The organism is Nodosilinea sp. LEGE 06152 (genome assembly GCF_015207525.1).
Taxonomy (GTDB): domain Bacteria; phylum Cyanobacteriota; class Cyanobacteriia; order Phormidesmidales; family Phormidesmidaceae; genus Nodosilinea.
In genome coordinates this window covers 21410-40731 of the sequence record NZ_JADEWR010000004.1, presented here as the reverse complement: position 1 = coordinate 40731, position 19322 = coordinate 21410, and the positions used below count along the sequence as shown (strand labels likewise).

The window sequence follows — 19322 nt, the reverse complement described above, 5'->3', positions numbered from 1 at the left end:
TTGAACCCTACACCTTTACCCCATGCAAACCTTTGACTGGATTGTAGTTGGCAACGGCCTGGTGGGGGCGGCGGTCAGCTACGAACTGGCTCGGTGCGGATTCTCTGTACTGCTGCTCGATCGCGCTCTCGAACCCGGCAATGCTACCCGCTACAGCTACGGCGGCATCCCCTACTGGTCGGGCAGCACCGCGCTCACCCAGCAGCTTTGCCGCGAAGGCATTGCCAAGCACCGCCAGCTCAGTGAAGAACTCGAGGGCGACACCGAGTTTCGCGAGCTAGACCTGGTGCTAACCCTGGCCGCAGACGGCGATCCTAAAGCTGCCGCCGAGCCCTACGCCAGCTGTGCAACGCCGCCCCAGTTTGTGTCTGCTGCCGAGGCCAAAGCGCTAGAGCCGCTGCTGAATGAGGCTGCGATCGCAGGGGCCTTCACCGTTCGCCACGGCCATGTCTCGCCAGTCGCTCTGGTGAAGGCTTACAATCAGGCGTTTCAGCGCTTGGGCGGCACCCGGATTGTGGCCTCTGTGGTGGATCTGGTTCGCATCAAAGATCGCGTCACCGGAATTTTGACGACCGAGCAGGCTTACCCCGCCAAGCATGTGCTAGTAGCGGCTGGGGCTTTTAGTCGGGCTCTGTTGCGTCAGGTCAAACTTACCGTGCCGCTCTACTACACCTATGCCGAACTGATTGAAACACCGCCCCTAGACCTCACCCTGCGGGCCTTGATCATGCCTGCCCAGACCGAGCGCTTTGCTATGGAGGCCAAGGCCAGCCAGCCCAGCACCGATGCCCAGTGGGATCAGCCGGGGCACGAGCTAACCCCAGCCATCCTTGACTGCGGCGCGATTCAGTTTTTAGATGGCCACCTTTGTCTGGGCCAAATTAGCCGCACCCTCACCAACCTGGAGGCAGAACTGGATGCGGCAGAGAGCGATCGCAGGCTGCGATCCGCGATCGCAGCCCCAATTCCGACCCTGGCCAATGTGCCCGGCACCTGGCGCTACTGTCGAGTTAGCTTTAGCCGCGACGGGCTGCCCCTGGTAGGTGGTATCCCTGGGGTCGAAGGACTGCACCTCATGGCTGGGTTTAGCGCTCCCTTTGTGTACCTGCCGCCCGTGGCCCAGCGCTTTGCCCAGGCGGTGGCGGGTGAGCCCGACCCTGCGATCGCGGCCATGGCGATCGATCGCTTTGCTCAAAACTCCTGATACCGAATCCTACTTAGTTACCCCGCTTGGTGGGGTTGTGGCACTGTCATGCCCAGCTAGGTTAGTTTGCCTCGCCATCTATAGCGGCGACAGTTACCCCACCTTATGAAGCCTTAATTTCAGCCCAAGAACTAAGCTAGAGCGTGGCCGTCTGCAAACTCGCCCACAAACTTGACCTCTGTCTGAAGCTGAACGGCCCAGCGATCGGCTACCTCGGTTTGAATATGGTGGATTAACTGACGAATGTCGGCTGCGCTAGCCCCGCCCAGGTTCACAATAAAGTTGGCGTGGCGCTCAGATATCTGGGCATTGCCCAGGCGGTAGCCCTTAAGCCCGCTCTGCTCAATCAGAGACCCGGCCGTATGGGGGTAGGGGTTGCGAAACACGCTGCCGCAGTTGGGCTTGTCGTAGGGCTGGGTAGCCCGCCGCTGGTTAAGCCCGGCCAGGGTATCGGCGACTACCACAGCTGGGTCGTGGCCTGGCTCTAGCTGAAACGTGGCCTCCAGTACCACCACATGCTGCCGTCCCTGCAGGGTCGAGGTGCGGTACCGAAAGCCCAAGTCGGCAGGGGAGAGCGATCGCAGGCCGTTGGCTGGGTCGAGCACGGTAGCCGACGTCAGCACATCGGCGGTGCAGCCGCCGTGGGCTCCGGCATTCATGACCACCGCACCACCCACGGTACCCGGAATGCCCACCGCCCACTCCAGCCCGCGACAGCCGCGCTTAGCGGCTTTCCAGGCCAGCGTTGGCAGCGGTTCGCCAGCGGCTACGGTGACTCGCCCCGCTCCATCAAACCGGGTGCTGCGCCAGCGGCGGGTACAGAGAACCAGGCCCGCAATGCCGCGATCGCCGATCAGCAAATTTGACCCGGCCCCCAGCGAGGTAATAGGAATGCCAGCGCCAACCGCCCAGTCTAAAACCTGCTGAAATTCGTCCTGGTGGCGGGGCATCGCCAACCACTCAGCTGGCCCGCCCACTCGAAAGGTGGACAGCGGCTGTAGCGACACCTGTGGTTTCAGGCAGGCCAGGGTTGGTGCAACCCCGAGGGTTTGGTTCATGTCCCCAGTGCTCAACGGTTGTTCCCAATGCTAGCCAAATGTGTGGGGGTTGCCGCTGTTCAGCAGGCTTCCTGAAGCGACGGCACCTCTGCCTCGGCATAGTAGGCCATCACCTGAGGAATGATCTGGTTGAGGTTGCCGGCCCCCATAAACAGCACCAGATCGCCCGGACGCAGGCTGTGGGCCAGGGCCGCCTGAATGTCGTCTAGGGTATGGCCGTAGAGCACGCGGGGGTGCGAATGGGCCACGGCATCGGCTAGCTGACGCCCCGAGACCCCAAAGGTATTGCTCTCACCCGCGCTGTAAATGTCGGCCATAATCACCTGGTCGGCATCGCCAAAGGCCTCGGTGAAGTCGTTGAGCAGCGCTGCTGTGCGGCTAAAGCGATGGGGCTGAAACACCGCTACCACTCGGCGACCCTCGTAGGCATGGCGGCTGTCGGCCAGCGTCGCTGGCAGCGTTTGATCGGCCTTGATGCGCGCCGCTGCCAGCGTTGCCCGAATCTCGCTGGGGTGGTGAGCGTAGTCGTCAAAAAACTGAATGCCGCTGTAGCTGCCCCGGTGCTCGAAGCGGCGGCGGGCTCCGCAAAAATTCTCTAGGCTATCAGCGATATCGCCAAAGGCAACACCCAAATGACGCCCCACCGCCACGGCGGCCAGCGCGTTGCTGAGGTTGTGGCAGCCCAGCACTCGCAGGTGCAGCAGCCCCAGAGGCTGCCCCTCTTCCCACACCAGGGCGGAAGTGCCATCGGCCCCAAACTGAACATCGGTGACGTAGTAAGTCGCGCCGGTAGATGGCTCCAGGCTGTAGGTGACGTCTGGAGTGAGGCTGGTGCGTACCACCGCGCAGTCGGCACTGGCGACCAGCAGCCCGCACTGGCGCTGGAAGGTTTGGAAGGTGGCAACGACCTGCTCTAAATCGTGGTAGTGATCGGTGTGGTCAAGCTCAATGTTGGTGACAACGCCAATGCTGGCCGACAACTTAGCCAGGGTGCCGTCTGACTCGTCGGCCTCTGCTACCAGGTAAGGCCCCTGGCCCAAGCGGGCATTGCCGCCCCAGCTGGAAACTTCGCCGCCGACCACGATGGTGGGGTCGAGATTGGCGTTGAGCAGCATGTGGCCAATCATGCTGCTGGTGGTGGTTTTACCGTGGGTTCCGGCCACCGCAATACTGCTGTATTCTTGGATCAGCGCCGCCAGCAGGTCAGAGCGGTGCAAGATCGGGCAACCCAGCTCTAGGGCCGCCTGGTACTCAGGGTTGCGGACGTCGATCGCAGTGGAACAAACCACCTGAGGAGTAGCGTCTGAAGCCAGGGCAGCAGGCTTAGGCTCTACCACGAGGCTAGACCCAGTGCTGGCCCACTCTGTGGCAGCGGCTAGCACCGACGGGTCGGAGTTGAGAAAATAGCTCAGGTTGGCGGCCTCTTGCTGCCAAAAAATGTGGGCTCCGGCCTCTTGCAGGCGACGGGTAATGTGGCTAAGGCGCAGGTCAGACCCCGATACTGGCAGGTTGCGCTTGGTCAGAATGTAGGCCAATGCCGACATGCCAATGCCCCCTATCCCAATGAAATGAAAGGGCCTGCCGGTAAAATCTACGGAAATCGGCATCGTTACACTCCTTAGAACACCACACCACACCAAGTGTCAGGCGTAATCATAGCAAGAATTGCCAGATTGGCCTAAACATCGGCATTAGCCTGCCCAGATTGCCGCTGCCTGTTCTTCAAATGCCCTAGCGGTGCAAGAGGAACAGGCGATCGCCCCTAGGGGTAGCGCCCCAGTGCTTGCTATGCCTGAGGTCTACCTATTCCTAGGCTGGGCTTTTATCTATACATTGCACGATGGCCGACCTTTGGAATCTGGATATATATAGAGACTGCAAGAACTGCATAGCAATTTTCTATGAAATTCAAATAAATAGAGTAGAAATGCTTATGCTACTTTCTGGGCTTGATCCCCGAGGGCCGCTGCTGCTGGGCATAGCAACCTATTCATAGAGTTTTGAGGTCTATTTTCAATAATGAATAGATTCAGTTCAATGGCTAGCCCCTATAAAGTGGATCATGCTTTGCGATATTATGGTGTCGTCTAAGAATAGATACCTAGTCGACTACAACAGAGGGTTAAACGCAGTGGTTAGAGTAGCAATTAATGGTTTTGGCCGCATTGGTCGTAATTTTCTGCGCTGCTGGTTGACGCGCGAAAACAGCCAGCTTGAGGTGGTGGCTATCAATGACACGTCTGACCCCAAGACTAACTCCCACCTGCTGAAATACGACTCTATGCTGGGTCGCCTCGACGCTGATATCAGCGCTGGAGAAGACACTCTGATTGTTAACGGTAAGACGATTAAGTGCTACTCCGATCGCAACCCCAACAACCTGCCCTGGGCGGCTTGGGACATCGATCTGGTGATTGAGTCTACCGGCGTGTTTGTCAGCGAAGAGGGTGCCTCTCGCCACATCGAAGCCGGGGCCAAAAAGGTGCTGATCACCGCTCCTGGTAAGGGCGGCGGCATTGGTACCTACGTGATGGGGGTCAACCACGAAGACTACAGTCACGACAAAAATAACGTGGTGAGCAACGCCAGTTGCACCACCAACTGTCTGGCTCCGGTCGTCAAGGTGCTCAACGACAACTTTGGCATCATCAAAGGCACCATGACCACCACCCACAGCTACACCGGTGACCAGCGCCTGCTCGATGCCAGCCACCGCGACCTGCGCCGGGCTCGCGCCGCTGCGCTGAACATTGTGCCCACCACCACCGGGGCCGCCAAGGCTGTAGCCCTGGTTATTCCTGAAATGGAGGGCAAGCTGAACGGGATTGCCCTGCGGGTACCCACCCCCAACGTGTCGGTGGTTGACCTGGTGGTTCAGGTCGAAAAGCCCGCGATCGCAGACCAGGTCAATCAGGTGCTAAAGTCTGCCGCCGAAGGCTCGATGAAGGGCATTTTGGCCTACAGCGACCTGCCTCTGGTGTCGATCGACTACCGCAAGACCGACGAGTCTTCGATCGTTGACTCTAGCCTGACCATGGTAATGGGCGGCGACATGGTGAAAGTAGTGGCCTGGTACGACAACGAGTGGGGCTACAGCCAGCGGGTAGTTGACCTGGCTGAACTGGTGGCCTCTAAGTGGCAGTAGATACCAAGAGCAGCGATGGAATTAACCAACGCTGCCCTGGTTAGGTGATATTCCCAAATGACATCCATTAGAAAGGGGGACGCAGCTGCGTCCCCCTTTTTGTGTTAGCCACACGAAATTTCTGGCTACATCGAGGGTAGCTCTGGCCGCAGCACCGCTACCCGCGCTTCGCTCAGCGCCACATAGCTGCGCTTGAGGTCATCGATCAGGCTGGCAGCGCCTTTGGTGTCGCCTAGGGCACAGGCGATCGACAGGTGGTGCTGGAGATGCACGATCGCTCGGTTGTGGTCACCCATGGCAATGCTCGCCAGGGTGAGCTGGGTGAGTACGCGGCGGGTAGTGCGGGTGTCGAGCTTGCCCTCGCCGTTTTCGCTGACGCTCAGCAGACGTTCGTAGCAGTTGACGGCCTGGGCATACTCGCGCAGGGTGAGGTAGGTATTGCCCAGGTTTTGCAGAATTTGCAGCTTGGTGGTGCGATTCGCGCAGCGATCCGTTCCGGAATCGCCCAGTGTGGTGGCCATCATGAGACTGGCCTCGTAGAGGGTGGCTGCCTGACGGGTTAACCCCTTGGCGCGGTAGACCATGGCCAGGTTGTTGAGCGATCGCATTTCGCCGGGGCGATCGCCAATTTTTTTAGCTATAGTCAGGCTTTGGCCCATGTACTCTAGCGCCCGCTGCAGGTTGCCCAGGTGGCGATAGCTGTTGCCCAGGTGGCCCAGGATCTGCTGCATCAGATCATCATCACCTAGCTCACGGGCCACGCGCAGGCACTGCCGACCGTAGTCTGCCGCCCAAAGGTAGTCGGCCACCCGGTAGTAGAGGTGGGCCAACGTGAGCAATACTTTGGCCTGACGCTCTTTGTCACCCAGGTTGCGGTAGCTCTGAAGCGCCTGCTGTAGCAGGGCCAGGGCTGGGGTGTACTGCCCCTTCCGCAGGTGGGCCAGTCCTTGCTTGAGCCACTGGGACGCCTCGGCGGCCTGGCACTGGTGGTAGCCCTGGGCGATGCGCTCGGCCTGAGCGAGTAGGGACGGATCGCGGGGAATCCGTACGGTGGCCTCATCGGCAAGAATATAGGTGGGGCGCATGGGAGGAGTTGGGGGAGTCATAGGCCGAATCCGCAGGACTACTGCGGGTGCATCTAGAGGGTTGTCATCACAGGCAGGTAGCTAGGTAGATCGCGTTGTCTTAATCGTAGGTTTATGCTCCCTAGGTTGACACCGTGCTTTTACGACATATTGTCTGGGCATACCCCTACCTCCTGCGCAAATCAACTGATATTTTCTCGATTTGTGTGAGCAAAGATGTCGCTGTTGAGAAATCTGGGTGAGTTTGAGGTGGCCTAGTCCACTGTCTTTGTAAAGCTCGCTAGTCTGCCCCGTAGTTTTACCGGCCGGAGCTGCGGCTACCAAAGCCTCCGCCCTGGCTTTGAGGTTTAGGCCTACTGATTAGGCTGGCACTGATTACACTGGAGAAGCTGCATCGTTTTAGCGCTAACCCTTGGCCCCCCTCCCCCTTCACGACGAAACTCTGCTGTTTGAACCCGCCGCCGCTAATGACGATGCGCTGGCGGTGGTGTTTGCCTTCCCCAATCAGTACACCGTGGGCATTACCAGCCTGGGCTACCAGGTGGTGTGGGCGACCTTGGCCCGCCGGGCCGACATCAGCGTTAGCCGCCTGTTTACCGATGGCTCCGAGCCGCTGCCCCCGACGATAGACGTGCTGGGCTTTTCGCTTTCCTGGGAGCTAGACTACGCCAACCTGCTCACCCAGCTCGAAACCCTTGATATTCCCATCTTTGCCAGCGATCGCACCGAAGCTCACCCCCTGCTCTTCGGCGGCGGCCCGGTGCTGACCGCCAACCCTGAGCCCTTTGCCGACTTTTTTGATGTGATCTTGCTAGGGGATGGCGAGACGCTGCTGGACGATTTTTTTGACGCGCTGGTTGAGCTAAAATCCGCTAGCCGTACACAAACCCTGCGCCGGCTAGCGGCGGTGCCTGGGGTGTATGTGCCGTCGTTGTACAGCGTCACCTACGAGGGGCCGACTGGCGGGGTGCGGGCGATCGCCCCTGTGACCAGCGAAATCCCTGCTACCGTACAAAAGCAGACCTACCGGGGCAATGTGCTTTCGGCCTCGACCGTGGTTACCCCCCACGCCGCCTGGGAAAACATCTTTATGGTGGAGGTAGTGCGCAGCTGCCCCGAGATGTGCCGCTTTTGCCTGGCCAGCTATCTGACGCTGCCGTTCCGCACCGCCAGCCTGGAAGACTCGCTGCTGCCCGCCATTGAGCAGGGGCTGGCGGTGACCAATCGGCTGGGGTTGCTGGGGGCGTCGGTGACCCAGCACCCCGAATTTGAGACCCTGCTGGATTATTTAAATCAGCCCCAGTTCGACGATGTGCGACTCAGCATTGCCTCGGTGCGCACCAACACCGTCACCCCGAAGCTGGCCGAAACCCTCACCCGCCACGACACCCGCTCGATCACCATTGCGATCGAGAGCGGCTCGGAGCGGGTGCGCCAGATTGTCAACAAAAAGCTTGAGACCGACGACATTGAGCGCGCCGCTGTCAACGCCAAAGCTGGTGGCCTCAGCGCTATGAAGCTCTACGGCATGGCGGGAGTGCCGGGCGAAACCATGGCCGACCTGGAGCAAACCGTTGCCCTGATGCTGCGGCTCAAAAAAGCGGCCCCCGGCCTGCGCCTCACCTTTGGGTGCAGCACCTTTGTGCCCAAGGCCCACACCCCCTTTCAATGGTATGGCGTGAACAAGGAGGCCGAAAAGCGGCTCGGCGTTGCATAATTGAGAGATGAGTTAGGGTGATCTGCGATGCAATGTCCAGAATGTGGAGCCACTCACATCCGTAAGAATGGCAAGCGGAAAGGTAAACAAAACCACATCTGTGTAGCCTGCGGTCGTCAGTTTATTGAGGCCTATGAGCCTCACCGAGGGTACTCGGATGAGGTCAGACGCGAATGCCTCAAGATGTACGTTAACGGCGCTGGGTTTCGAGCGATAGAGCGAGTCAAAGGGGTGCACCATACGACGGTCATTACTTGGGTGAAGCAAGTGGGCGAACGCCTCCCCGATGCTTACGCCCCTGAAACGACGCCAGAGGTCGGCGAACTCGACGAGTTGGAAACCTTTGTAGGCTCAAAAAAACAAGATTTGGCTGTGGACAGCCGTTGACCACTTCAAAAAAGGAATCTTGGGTTGGGTCTTAGGCGACCATAGTGCCGAGACGTTTCAACCGCTTTGGACCCTGGTTGGCAGCTGGCAGTGTTACTTCTATGTCACCGATGGATGGACGGTGTATCCCAGCTTTATTCCAGCAGGCGATCAGATTGTCAGCAAAACCTATATGACTCGGGTTGAAGGAGAGAACACTCGATTACGGCACTATCTAGCCCGTCTGCACCGCAAAACGCTCTGCTACTCCAAGACCGTAGAAATGCTGGCTCACTCTGTTCGCTTGTTACTTCACTACCTCAAGTTCGGCGATGTGCCAGTCCCGTCAAGGTTCATCTCTTGATTCAGCAACGCCAGCGGCTCAAATACCTGCAAAAGCACCTGCGCTCTAAGGGCATTGACTTTCGGCCCGAAAGCTATAACTGGTCGGTGATTCAAGCGCTGATCTCGCGGGGCGATCGCCGCCTTGCCCCCGTGCTCGAACGGGTGCGCCACTACGGCGATAGCTTAGGCAGCTACCGCCGCGCCTTCAATGACTTTCAGGGCCAAATTCCACCGCTGGAATACTACGTCCACGAAGACTGGGATTTGCATCAGCCGCTGCCTTGGGATCACCTGCTGGGGCCGCTGCCCAAGGCCACCCTGCAAAAGCACTTTGACTCGGCAGGGGTGGAAGTAGTGGCGGTGTGAGGACGCTGTGTGAGGTAGACCCCCGAGGGCAAACGACCGTTTGCCCCTACCTCATCCAACCATCCACCCATTTACCGACAGCCCAAACTGTCTCTGGTCGCCACTCCAGTAATTTCATTCACGCCGTCGGCGTACTTGCACATTTGGGCGACCTGAAAGCGATCGATAATCGCTCCTGAGAAATCGGCCCCGGTGATGTTAGCCTCGCCAAAGCTGCTGCTGGTGAGCAGGGCATCGGTAAAGATGGCGTTGGACAGGTCAGCGCCGTCAAAAATGACGCGATCGGCGAAGGTGCCCGACAGGTCGGCAAACGAGAGGTTGGCCCGCAAAAACGAGGCCTTGGTCAGAATAGTTTTGCTCAGGTTGGCCTTTCTAAAATTGGCCTCCCGCATTTCTGCCGCCGCAAAGGAGGTGCCCGAGAGCTGCTTGCCCGAAAAGTCGCGGAAGCTGAGGTCGGTGAGGGTGTAGTCAACAGTGTTGTCCTGGGCGTAGGCGGCGGGGGTAATGCCGCACCAGCCAGCGATCGCAACGACCAGAGTGCAGACTACAGCGAGGGCTTGGGTGAGGGTGAAGAACATAGTTGGGGCAACCGTAGAATGGGCAAGGGGGCCAGGCCGTGCCCAGCCAAACTTAGCGCTAGAGCGCATTGGGCACACTTTGCTCATCCTACAAAGTTTTGGGCTAAGTTTTGAGGCCGGGGTTTTGGGGTAGCGCAGACCAATGCCTGCATCAAAGCATAGTCGCTAGGGCCGTTTGCAGGGGGTCGGGCAGGCGGCGCAGCACCCGCCGAGTTTTGACATCGACCGGAACCAGCGTCACGCTGCCCTCAATACAGGTTTCCTGGGTAGCGGCATTTTGAATGTCGTAGTGCCACACGAAGCGTACTCCTTTAGCTGGCCCCAGGCGGGCTTTGACTAGGGCCGTGTCGCCCATGGTGAGCGATCGCCGATATTTCAACCCCAAATCTACCACCGGCAGGTCAACGCCAGCCTTGACCCAGTCGGCAAAGCTCAGCCCACAGTCGCTGAGGTAGTTCACCCGCGCTTCCTCCATCCAGGCGATGTAGGTGCCGTGCCAGACAATACCTGCGTAATCGGTGTGGTGGGGCTGCACTACGACCCGGTGCTCATACCAGTGGTAAGGGTTGATCAAGGTTGTTTCACGCATCGATCTGCCGGTTGGGCAGACTCTACTACAAATTATGAATCGCGCCAAAATAGGCTCAAAACCAGTGCCTATGATGATTGAGAACACATTAACTCACTTTTACATCCCGTTGATCCGCTGTTTTAGCGGAGTGAGATGAGGCATAGCCTAGGATCCTTGCGGTCACCCATCGGGGCACCTGCTGTGGTTCTACCAGTGTCCGCTCAGCCCTATGCCGTCGAGCGCAACCCTACGAGGACATCATGATAGAAAAAATTCTTTTGGCCGATTCTGGCACTGGCAATACCGAAGCCATGATGAAGGCGCTAATGAATATTCCCCTGGTGCAGCGAGCCTCGATCACGGTGCTGCACGTCGTGCCCTCTCAGGTGTCTGCCGAAACCATGGCCGAGCGCTGGGAAGCCGGGGGGCGCACCCTGGCTGCCGCCATTACCAACCTCAACCTCGACCCCAGCCGGGTAAACGCCGTGCTGCGGGAGGGCGACCCCAAAGATGTAGTGATTCGGGTCGCCGAAGAAGTCGATGCCGACCTAATCATCATGGGGTCGCGGGGCTTGCAGGGGCTAAAGGCCATTCTCGAAAACTCGGTCAGCCAGTACGTATTTCAGCTGTCGTCGCGGCCCATGCTGCTGGTCAAAGATGATCTTTACAGCATTCGCCCCACTAAGCGGGTGATGGTGGCGATGGATAAGTCGGACTCAGCCAAGGAGGGTTTGAACATTGCCATTTCGCTGCTGCGCGATATTAAGGGCGGCGAGATCACGCTGGTGCACACGGTGTCGAGCCTCAAGACCAAGCCCTTTGATGTGGCGAGCAGCGACCCCAACCAAGACCCCATTTTGACCAATGCCCTAGCCGAGGTGAAGCGGTACGGCATCGACTACAAGCTAGCGGCCCCCGAGGGCAAGCCCGGTCGCCGCATTTGCCAGCTGGCCGAAGAGCGCAACATGGATTTGATCATTCTGGGTTCACCCGATCGCCGTCCTACTATCGCCAAGGGACTGCCCGATTTAGACAAGGTGCTGGGCGAGTCGCTGACCGACTTTGTGCGGGTGTACGCCCCCTGCCCGGTGCTGCTAACTCGAATGGCGGGCTAGGCACCTAGCCGAAAAACTCCTCTACCCCTTGGGCTATGACTTAAGAAAGATGACTTTCGGACAAGTTCTAAGCCTGACTGTGGTTCAATTGTTTCCTTAGAAAAACGGGCTTTCAGTAATAGCCTGTAAAAATTCGTAATGGAAACGGCAATCAAATCGGTCTAAGTTAAACAAACGTGTCCTTTGTAATGGCCAGTTAAGGCGCTCTCATTTTTGGCGCTGAGCCAGTCTGGGCAGGTATTGGCTAACCGAAACTCCGTTTAAACCACACCTTTTAATTCACCCTAGAGCGAGATAGTCAGCATGAGCAGTAACCTATCCACCGAGCTGCGCGAAGGCACCAAGAAGGCCCATACCATGGCCGAAAATATGGGCTTTGTGCGCTGCTTTTTGCGGGGCGTGGTCGAGAAGAACTCTTACCGCAAGCTGGTGGCCAATTTCTATTACGCCTATGCGGCGATGGAGGAGGAGCTGGAGCGTCACAAAGATCACCCCGTTGTCTCCAAAATTTACTTCCCTGAGCTGCACCGCAAGGCCTCGTTGGAGTCTGACCTGGCCTACTACTACGGCCCCAACTGGGCAAATGAAATTTCGATGACGCCTGGCGGTCAGCGCTATGTCGATCGCATTCGCGAGGTGGCGAGCACCCAGCCTGAACTGCTGGTCAGCCATTCCTACACCCGCTACATTGGTGACCTGTCGGGTGGCCAAATTCTCAAGGGTATTGCCCAGCGGGCGATGAACCTCTCCGAGGGTGAGGGAACGGCGTTCTACGAGTTCCCTGAAATCTCCGACGAGAAGGCGTTTAAGGCGAAGTACCGTGAGTCGATGGATGCGGCTCCGGTGGATGAGGCTATGGTGTCCAACATTGTGGAAGAGGCCAACGACGCCTTTGGTTTGAACATGGAGATGTTCAAGGAGCTGGAGGGGAATCTGATCAAGGCGATCGGTCAGATGCTGTTTAATACGTTGACCAGCCGTCGGCGTCGGGGCAGCACTGAGCTGGCGACCGCCGAGTAGATTGGGCTGAGGCTGGAGCGCTAGACTCTAAATTTTCGATTACGGTATTGAGGAAGCGACCTGCGATCGCTTCCTCGATTTTTTTTGGCCGTAGGGTGCATTCGCGCAGCAATGCACCGCTAGTTTGAGCGGGGAAAATGGGTTTCAAAGCCAAATCTACCGCTGGGGGCGTTTCGATTGCCCCCAGACCCCGTCGACCAGGGCCGTGCCGCCGCCCTGGACCCAACGGAAAGGAGTGATTGATCATCGGTTTAAACCTTTGTTCTGCAAACTGACCGCTTGGTAGCTCTGGTAGGGCGAAACGAGGCCCCGTTGAGCCGGCAGCATTGTAGGGTGGGCAGTGCCCACCATGTGATCAGGCCTTCTCAAAAAGCCTGTGTGGCAGGCTAGAAGGAATAGCTGAGGTTGAAAATGAAAGCAGCGGCGACCTGGTTGCGAAAACTAATCTACACCTGGGACTGGCGGCAGGCTAGTTTGGTCGCTCTTAGCGGGGTGCTGATGGCGATCGCGCTACCGCCCCTCAGCCTGTGGCCGCTGGCGTGGGTGGGGCTGGTGCCGCTGTGGTGGGTGGTCGTGGCGACGCCCTCGATCGCTCTGGCGGCGGCCTATGGGCTGCTGTGGGGGTTGGTGTACTACGGTATTTCGCTGGCCTGGATTACGCATTTGCACCCGCTGATGTGGATGGGGGTGCCGTGGCTTAGCAGCGTTGCGATCGCCCTTTCAGCCTGGATATTTATTGTGATTTGGGGCTCGGTCTGTATTGCAGCCTGGGGTGGGGCGATCGCGTGGCTAACCCATCGCTGGCCAGGGCGCAGGGTTTGGACTGTGCTGGCGGGTACGGCGCTGTGGTGCACCCTGGAAACCCTACGCAACTACAGCCCCCTCGACTGGTCGCCCCTCAGCCTTAGCCAAAGCCCCAACAACCTGTGGATACTACACCTCACCCGTCTGTCGGGGCCACAGATTATTTCCGCTATTCTCGTTGCCACCAATGGCTTGCTTGCCGTTGTCCTCACCCCTCATTCCCTCATCCCCTCATCTTTCCCATCCTCCCATCTCCTCATCCCTGCATCCCGCCGCCGCTCCCTTGCCCTTACAGCCTGCGCTCTCGTTTTTGCGAGTCACCTGCTTGGCGCACGGCTCTATGCCCAGGCCGCTCCCGCTGCCGCTGGCCAATCCCTAACCCTGGGGCTGGTGCAGGGCAACGTGCCGACCCGCGAAAAGCTCACTCCCCAGGGTGTGCGGCAGGCGCTAGAGGGCTATACCGAGGGCTACCGATCGCTGGTCGAACAGGGGGTGGCGGCGGTGGTGACGCCCGAAGGAGCGCTGCCGCAGCTGTGGAACCCCAATTCGCCCCAGCTGGCGGCTATGCTGCAAACTGTTGGTCAGGCGGGGGTGCCGCTGTGGCTGGGCACCTTTGCGCCTGTGCCGGGGGAGGGCCGTACGCAGTACACACAAAGCATTTTGGAACTGCGAACCGACGGCCAGTACCACGGGCGCTACAACAAGGTGCAGCTGGTGCCCCTGGGTGAGTACATTCCCTTTGAGGCGCTGTTGGGCCGACTGATTAGCCGCCTCTCGCCGCTGGATAGCTACCTGGTGCCGGGCCAGCCCATGCAGCAGTTTGAGACCTCGGTGGGTAAAGTCACGGTGGGGATTTGCTACGAGTCGGCCTACAGCCGCTTGTTTCGCCGTCAAACTCGGGCGGGGGGTGAATTTGTAGTCACTGCCTCTAACAACGACCCCTACCCGGTGTGGATGATGCAGCAGCACCACGGGTTTGACGTGCTGCGGGCGGTGGAGAGCGATCGCTGGGCGCTGCGGGTTACCAATACAGGCCTCTCGGGCCTGGTCGATAACCACGGTCGCACCCTCTGGCTGGGGGAGCCGCAGACGTATCTCGTTCACCGGGCCGAGCTGGAGCGCCGTCAAACCCTCACCCCCTATGTGCGCTGGGGCGACTGGCTGACGCCCTTGCTGCTGGGACTAACGGTGGCTTGGGGCTGGTGGGGCGTCAGCCGTTAGGTTCATTCAGCCCATAGGGTGTTTGGTCACGCCCGCATCCCCAACCTCTTTTTTCTGGGGGTAAAGGCTGGGGCTGGCAAATAGATGGTTACTGCTGGGCAGTACTCAACTCCTTTAGCTGGGTTTGTTCTCTATTCCAGGCCGCAGAAAATCGAGCGTAGCCAGCAACGCTCCGCCAACAATTAACCCGCAGGCTAGCCCCACCGACCAGGTGGCCTCTGCCCGTCCGGAGACAATCAGCAGCAGGGTTGAGAGCAGCGGTGCCGCGTAGGACAGCGCCCCCAGTACGCGAATATTGCCGTGCTTAACGCCGTAGTCCCAGGTGAAAAAGGCGAGGCCGACCGGCCCCAACCCCAGGCACAAAATCGCTAGCCATTCCCAGGTCGCAGGTACCACCGTAGTCTCAAACAGGGCGTGACAGACCCAGGCCAGCACCGCTGTAGCGCCGCAAAAGCCCCCCACCGCACTGGTCGGAATTGCCCCAAACCGCCGCGAGAGAATTGAGTAGCCCGACCAGGTGAGGGCGCAAACCAGCGCCGCCAGGTACCCGGTGGTGTACTGGGGATCAAAGCTGAAGCCCTGGCCCTTGGTGACGAGTAGACCCGCGCCGAGAAAGCCTGCGATCGCCCCCGCCCCGTGAAACCACCGCAGCCGCTCCCCTGGCAGCAGGGCCGAAAAAAACACAATCAGCAGCGGCCACAGGTAGGCAATTAGACTCGCCTCCACCGCTGGGGCGTGGCGCAGCGCCATGAAGTAGAAAAAGTGGTAGCCGAACAAGCCAACAATGCCGAGCACCCAAACCCGCCAGGGCAGCCTGAGGTGTTGAAGCACGTTGCCCCCAGCCTGCCGCCAGGCCGCTAGGCCAATGCCGAATGCGATCGTAAACGCCATGGCGGTGAGCTGAAACGGCGGTACCGTGCCGCTGAGGTCGGTGAGCAGGGCCAGGGTGGCCCACATGAGTACTGCTGAGAACCCAATTAGGGTCGATCGCCGCTGGTTTGAGGTAGGTGCCACTGCGCATTTCCTCTGGTGTTGCCCTGCTGTGTATTGTAGAAGTGTCTCTGCGGTAAACATTCCGGTATGGCAGATATTGGTGATCTGGTGATTGAATGAAATCTAGCCAAGCTCTGCTATCTGTCGAGGGCCTGGGTCGCCAGCTGGGCGATCGCTGGCTGTGGCGAGGGGTAAATTTTGAGCTGTTTTCGGGAGACTGCGTTGGCCTGGTTGCGCCCTCGGGGGCAGGCAAAACTCTGCTTATGCGCAACCTGGTGCTGCTCGACCCGCTTCAGCAGGGGGAGGTGAGGTTGGAGGGCAAACCTCTGTCGGCGTGGTCGCTGCCTGCCTACCGCAGTCGAGTGATGTATGTGCCCCAGCGGGCGACGCCCATCGGCATACTTGTCTCAAGTCGCGTGGCAAACGCGGCGCGAAGTGAGTTTGACGGCACAGTGCAAGACAACCTCAAGCAGGTGTTTGAGCTGGGGGTGCATCGCCAGCGCCAGTTTGACCCCGATATCATCCACACCTGGCTGGCCCGGCTGGGGCGTGGCCCCGAGTTTTTGAGTTTACAGGGTGCCAGGCTGTCGGGCGGCGAGGCCCAAATTTTGGCGCTGCTGCGATCGCTCCAGCTTGACCCCCAGGTGCTCTTGCTCGATGAGCCCACCGCCTCCCTCGATGCCGCCACCACCGCCAGCGTCGAAGCCCTGCTGCACGACTGGCTCCAGCACCCCCATCGGGCCTGCCTGATGACCAGCCACGACGCCGAGCAAATTCACCGCTTCACCCATCGCCAGCTCGACCTGAGAGACTTCGCGTAAGCGGGTATGGGGTTCAAGGTGTAAGGTTCAAGGAGCGGCCCTAAACCTTATACCTTGAACCCCTGTACCTTGACTCCTTGTATTCTGAGCATCGGCCTATGGAGAGCGACTACATTGCCATCAGCTATGGTCAACTGGCGCTGGCGGCGCTGCTGATTTTGGTGAACGTGGCGCTGTCGGCAGCGCTGCAGCTGGGCCTGGGCAAATCGCTGCTGATTGCCGCCCTGCGTATGGTGGTGCAGCTATTGCTGATTGGCTTTGTGCTGGAGTGGCTGTTTACCCAAGAAAACGCGCTGGTGGTGGTGGCGATCGCGCTGGTGATGACCGCGATCGCCGGGGTTTCTGCGGTTAACCGCACCCAGCGTCGCTTTGCGGGCATCTACTGGCACAGCCTGCTGTCTGTGCTAACGGCCTCGGCCCTGGTGACGGGCTTTGCTATGGTTGGCATTATTCGGGTGCAGCCCTGGTACGACCCGCAGTACCTGATTCCCATGCTGGGCATGGTGCTGGGCAACACTCTCAACGGCATTTCTTTAGGGCTAGACCGCTTTTTGGAAGGGCTGATTGCCCAGCGCGATCAGGTCGAAACCCTGCTGGCTCTGGGGGCAACCCGGTGGGAGGCCGCCCACGCCCAGGTGCGCAACGCCATTCGGGTCGGCATGATTCCGACGATTAATTCGATGATGGTGATGGGGCTAGTCAGCCTGCCCGGCATGATGACCGGGCAAATTTTGGCTGGGGCCAACCCCATCGATGCCGTGCGCTACCAAATTGTGATTTTGTTCATGATTGCCGCCGGGGCCGCCCTGGGAATTTTTGGCGTCGTGCTGCTGGCCTACCGCCGCCTGCTTAGCCCCGACCACCAGCTGCGGCTCGACTATCTGGAAAAAGCCAAGCGGTGAGAAATTGTGGTAGATATAGCTATTGCCAAAACGGTTAGGACATGGCTTGTATCCCCTAGAGCGGTGGCTATACGCCATGGCGCTGTCCCAGTTTTTGCCGCTGGAAGAGGCCGATGCCCTAAGCGCGATGGCCATCGCTATATACGGCAAAAAAACGGGGTTCTCGTTTGAGAGAACCCCGAATCCAAACAGGTAATTTGTAGGGGCAAGCCGCCGCTTGCCCTGAACGATCGGAGGTATGCAACCAGGATGCCGTGTTAGTTATTGGCGATCGCATCAACCGTGAAGTCAGAGCGCACGGTCAGGTCGAGATCGCTGGGGCGAATGACCACGACCGCACTGTTCGAGGTGGGCTGGTTTTCGCCGGTAATAACGGTGCCAATCACGCTGCCCAGGTTTCGGTTGCCGGTAATGGTGGTCAAAATCGACTCGGCGGCACCCGTAATCAACGCCCCCTGTAGCGTGCCGGTGTTGACGCTGGTGGTCGCGGCGATCGCGCTCGACTCGGCATTGATGTTGTAGGTGCGCCCGTTGACGGTGAGGGTGTCAGCCACAAACTTAGCCGCCGTCACATTAGCACCGCGAATTTCGACCGGCACAATCCGCCCCTGTACGCTGCTGCCCGCCGGAATTAGCACCTGGTTTTGGCTATTGCGAATGGGCTGGGCGATCTCCAGGTTGGTAGCTACAGACTGGCCGGGGGCAACCACAATATCCACGTTGGCATTGGGATAGCGCACATCTAGCCGAGTGCCGTTGGCCACCAGGCGGGGCGAGCTGTTGTTGTTGCCCGTGTTGTTGCCCGTGTTGCTGCCGGTGTTGGTGCCGGGGGTGTAGCCCACGATGTAGTTGCTAGCGCTCAATCCAGCCTGCAGGGCAGGCATCCGGCCCTGGGCCACCAGAGCCTGGTAAATAAAGGCGGCCACATCGGCGCGGGTGGCGGTGCGCTGGGGGCCTAGCACATCGACGTTGGGGTAGTTAACCACCAGCCGATTTTGGGTGGCGGCGGCCACAGGGCCACGGCCATACTCAGGAATTTGGCCCGCATCGCGGTAGGTACCCAGGACTTCGTTCACTGAGCCGCTGGCGCTGTAGTCGAGGCCGTTGGCCAGGGCAACCAGCACCTGCACCCGAGGAATCTGGGTTTCGGGCTGAAACGCGCCGTTGGGGTAGCCAGAGAGAAAGCCCTGACTGTAGGCATCGGCGATCGCGGCGCTGGCCCAGTAGCTGCTCGGCACATCGCTAAAGCGGGGAGCTGTGCGATCGAGGGGCTGCTGAAAGGCGTTGCGCACAATGGCGGCAAACTGAGCGCGAGTTACCGGCTGGTCGGGGCGAAAGGTGCCATCGGGGAATCCGGCAATAATCTCATCTTCGGCCAGGCTCTCGATGAAGGGGCGCGCCCAGTAATTGCTGCCAACATCTTCGAATTCGGCGGTTTGCGCGATCGCGGGTAGGGCCAGCGCTGCGCCTGCCACGGCCCCTAGGGTCGCCAGGGTTGCGGTTTTAGCGGATCGGTTCAGTACGGTGCTCATCATTCGGGGTTTCCTTAAACAAGGTAGTTTCAGCGCGAAGGCAGAAAAGGTCGCCAGTCGCAGAAAAGTGGCTCTAGAACAAGTCAAAGAGCCAGGGTGGAGGCAGTTATGCGAAGAACAGCCAAAATTATCGAAATTTTAAGCAGAATTGGCAGAAAAGGACACCACAAAGAGCTAACCACTGGGGGATGGCTAGGGACTAAACGGAGCAGACAAGTAAATGCACCGAAAACTCGATAACTTGTTTTGTTCTTTTAATTACAGACTGCCAGCCTGTGCTGGTGTTCCCATCCTTCATAAGACTGAATTTATAGCCATCGCCAGAACGGTTAGGACATGACTTGTGTCCCTTAAAGCGGTGGCTATACGCCATGGCGCTGTCCCAGTTTTTGCCACTGGAAGAGGCCGATATTCCAAGCGCGATGGCCATCGCTATAAGGGGGCGATCGCGGTTTTAGCCCTGTTCCTAAAGGTAAGAA

At 59.0% G+C, this 19322-nt stretch carries 18 protein-coding genes and 1 pseudogene; 10 read left to right on the top strand and 9 right to left on the bottom strand.

Annotated elements, in window-relative coordinates; genetic code table 11:
• The first annotated feature begins 22 nt into the window (after positions 1-22).
• Positions 23-1204 (top strand): FAD-binding oxidoreductase, encoded by a 1182-nt coding sequence (locus IQ265_RS07420; RefSeq protein WP_194052075.1) that lies wholly within the window; start codon positions 23-25, stop codon positions 1202-1204.
• Positions 1205-1335: 131 nt separating this feature from the next.
• On the opposite strand, the gene murB is transcribed toward IQ265_RS07420, so the two are convergent.
• Both murB and murC read right to left on the bottom strand, forming a co-directional pair.
• Positions 1336-2262: a UDP-N-acetylmuramate dehydrogenase gene (gene murB / locus IQ265_RS07415; protein WP_194052074.1), complete on the bottom strand. Its 927-nt coding sequence runs from the start codon at positions 2260-2262 to the stop codon at positions 1336-1338.
• Positions 2263-2321: 59 nt separating this feature from the next.
• Positions 2322-3869, bottom strand: coding sequence for a UDP-N-acetylmuramate--L-alanine ligase (gene murC / locus IQ265_RS07410; protein ID WP_194052073.1), 1548 nt, complete (start codon positions 3867-3869; stop codon positions 2322-2324).
• Between the two features lie 524 nt (positions 3870-4393).
• Here murC and IQ265_RS07405 point away from each other — a divergent pair.
• On the top strand, positions 4394-5407 hold the full coding sequence (locus IQ265_RS07405) for a type I glyceraldehyde-3-phosphate dehydrogenase (RefSeq protein ID WP_194052072.1): 1014 nt from the start codon (positions 4394-4396) through the stop codon (positions 5405-5407).
• 125 nt (positions 5408-5532) lie between these two features.
• Here the strand turns inward: IQ265_RS07405 and IQ265_RS07400 are convergent, their stop codons facing one another.
• Positions 5533-6513 carry a tetratricopeptide repeat protein gene (locus IQ265_RS07400; protein WP_194052071.1) on the bottom strand — a complete coding sequence of 327 codons (981 nt, stop codon included), beginning with the start codon at positions 6511-6513 and terminating at the stop codon, positions 5533-5535.
• A gap of 391 nt (positions 6514-6904) precedes the next feature.
• Between IQ265_RS07400 and IQ265_RS07395 the strand changes: the two genes are divergently transcribed.
• The 3 genes and pseudogenes from IQ265_RS07395 to IQ265_RS07385 form a co-directional block, all read left to right on the top strand.
• Positions 6905-8209, top strand: coding sequence for a radical SAM protein (locus IQ265_RS07395; protein WP_278002733.1), 1305 nt, complete (start codon positions 6905-6907; stop codon positions 8207-8209).
• Between the two features lie 27 nt (positions 8210-8236).
• Positions 8237-8939, top strand: a protein-coding gene (locus IQ265_RS07390; RefSeq protein ID WP_194052070.1) for an IS1 family transposase whose coding sequence is annotated in 2 segments (ribosomal slippage) — positions 8237-8569 and positions 8571-8939 — 702 coding nt in all. Because the reading frame shifts where the segments join, the coding sequence is not laid out codon by codon here.
• Positions 8940-8950: 11 nt separating this feature from the next.
• Positions 8951-9286 (top strand): annotated as a pseudogene (locus IQ265_RS07385) (radical SAM protein); the annotation flags it as partial.
• 71 nt (positions 9287-9357) lie between these two features.
• On the opposite strand, the gene IQ265_RS07380 reads toward IQ265_RS07385, so the two are convergent.
• Positions 9358-9864, bottom strand: a complete 507-nt coding sequence (locus IQ265_RS07380) for a pentapeptide repeat-containing protein (RefSeq protein ID WP_194052051.1) — start codon at positions 9862-9864, stop codon at positions 9358-9360.
• Between the two features lie 151 nt (positions 9865-10015).
• The gene (locus IQ265_RS07375) at positions 10016-10453 is read right to left on the bottom strand and encodes a thioesterase family protein (RefSeq protein WP_228037688.1); all 438 of its coding nucleotides are present in this window, start codon (positions 10451-10453) and stop codon (positions 10016-10018) included.
• A 242-nt stretch (positions 10454-10695) separates the two neighbouring features.
• Here IQ265_RS07375 and IQ265_RS07370 point away from each other — a divergent pair, with 242 nt between their 5' ends.
• Together IQ265_RS07370 and IQ265_RS07365 are read left to right on the top strand one after the other, a co-directional pair.
• The gene (locus tag IQ265_RS07370; protein ID WP_194052049.1) at positions 10696-11550 is read left to right on the top strand and encodes a universal stress protein; all 855 of its coding nucleotides are present in this window, start codon (positions 10696-10698) and stop codon (positions 11548-11550) included.
• A gap of 303 nt (positions 11551-11853) precedes the next feature.
• Positions 11854-12570: a heme oxygenase (biliverdin-producing) gene (locus tag IQ265_RS07365; RefSeq protein WP_194052047.1), complete on the top strand. Its 717-nt coding sequence runs from the start codon at positions 11854-11856 to the stop codon at positions 12568-12570.
• Here IQ265_RS07365 and IQ265_RS07360 read toward each other — a convergent pair.
• Positions 12512-12817, bottom strand: a complete 306-nt coding sequence (locus tag IQ265_RS07360) for a hypothetical protein (RefSeq protein ID WP_194052045.1) — start codon at positions 12815-12817, stop codon at positions 12512-12514. The two genes, IQ265_RS07365 and IQ265_RS07360, sit on opposite strands and share 59 nt — an antisense overlap.
• Positions 12818-12981: 164 nt before the next feature.
• On the opposite strand from IQ265_RS07360, the gene lnt reads away from it, so the two are divergent.
• The gene (gene lnt, locus IQ265_RS07355; RefSeq protein WP_194052043.1) at positions 12982-14595 is read left to right on the top strand and encodes an apolipoprotein N-acyltransferase; all 1614 of its coding nucleotides are present in this window, start codon (positions 12982-12984) and stop codon (positions 14593-14595) included.
• 114 nt (positions 14596-14709) lie between these two features.
• On the opposite strand, the gene IQ265_RS07350 is transcribed toward lnt, so the two are convergent.
• Complete coding sequence (locus IQ265_RS07350) at positions 14710-15609, bottom strand: EamA family transporter (RefSeq protein ID WP_194052041.1); 900 nt, start codon at positions 15607-15609, stop codon at positions 14710-14712.
• A 95-nt stretch (positions 15610-15704) separates the two neighbouring features.
• On the opposite strand from IQ265_RS07350, the gene IQ265_RS07345 reads away from it, so the two are divergent.
• Entirely contained in the window at positions 15705-16409 is a 705-nt protein-coding gene (locus IQ265_RS07345; protein WP_194052039.1) for an ATP-binding cassette domain-containing protein, read from the top strand.
• 98 nt (positions 16410-16507) lie between these two features.
• The gene (fetB, locus tag IQ265_RS07340) at positions 16508-17311 is read left to right on the top strand and encodes an iron export ABC transporter permease subunit FetB (RefSeq protein WP_194052037.1); all 804 of its coding nucleotides are present in this window, start codon (positions 16508-16510) and stop codon (positions 17309-17311) included.
• 257 nt (positions 17312-17568) lie between these two features.
• On the opposite strand, the gene IQ265_RS07335 is transcribed toward fetB, so the two are convergent.
• A complete protein-coding gene (locus tag IQ265_RS07335; protein ID WP_194052035.1) occupies positions 17569-18843 on the bottom strand; it encodes an S-layer homology domain-containing protein in 1275 nt (424 codons plus the stop codon).
• Positions 18844-19042: 199 nt separating this feature from the next.
• A complete protein-coding gene (locus tag IQ265_RS07330) occupies positions 19043-19273 on the bottom strand; it encodes a hypothetical protein (RefSeq protein WP_194052033.1) in 231 nt (76 codons plus the stop codon).
• Positions 19274-19322 lie beyond the last annotated feature (49 nt).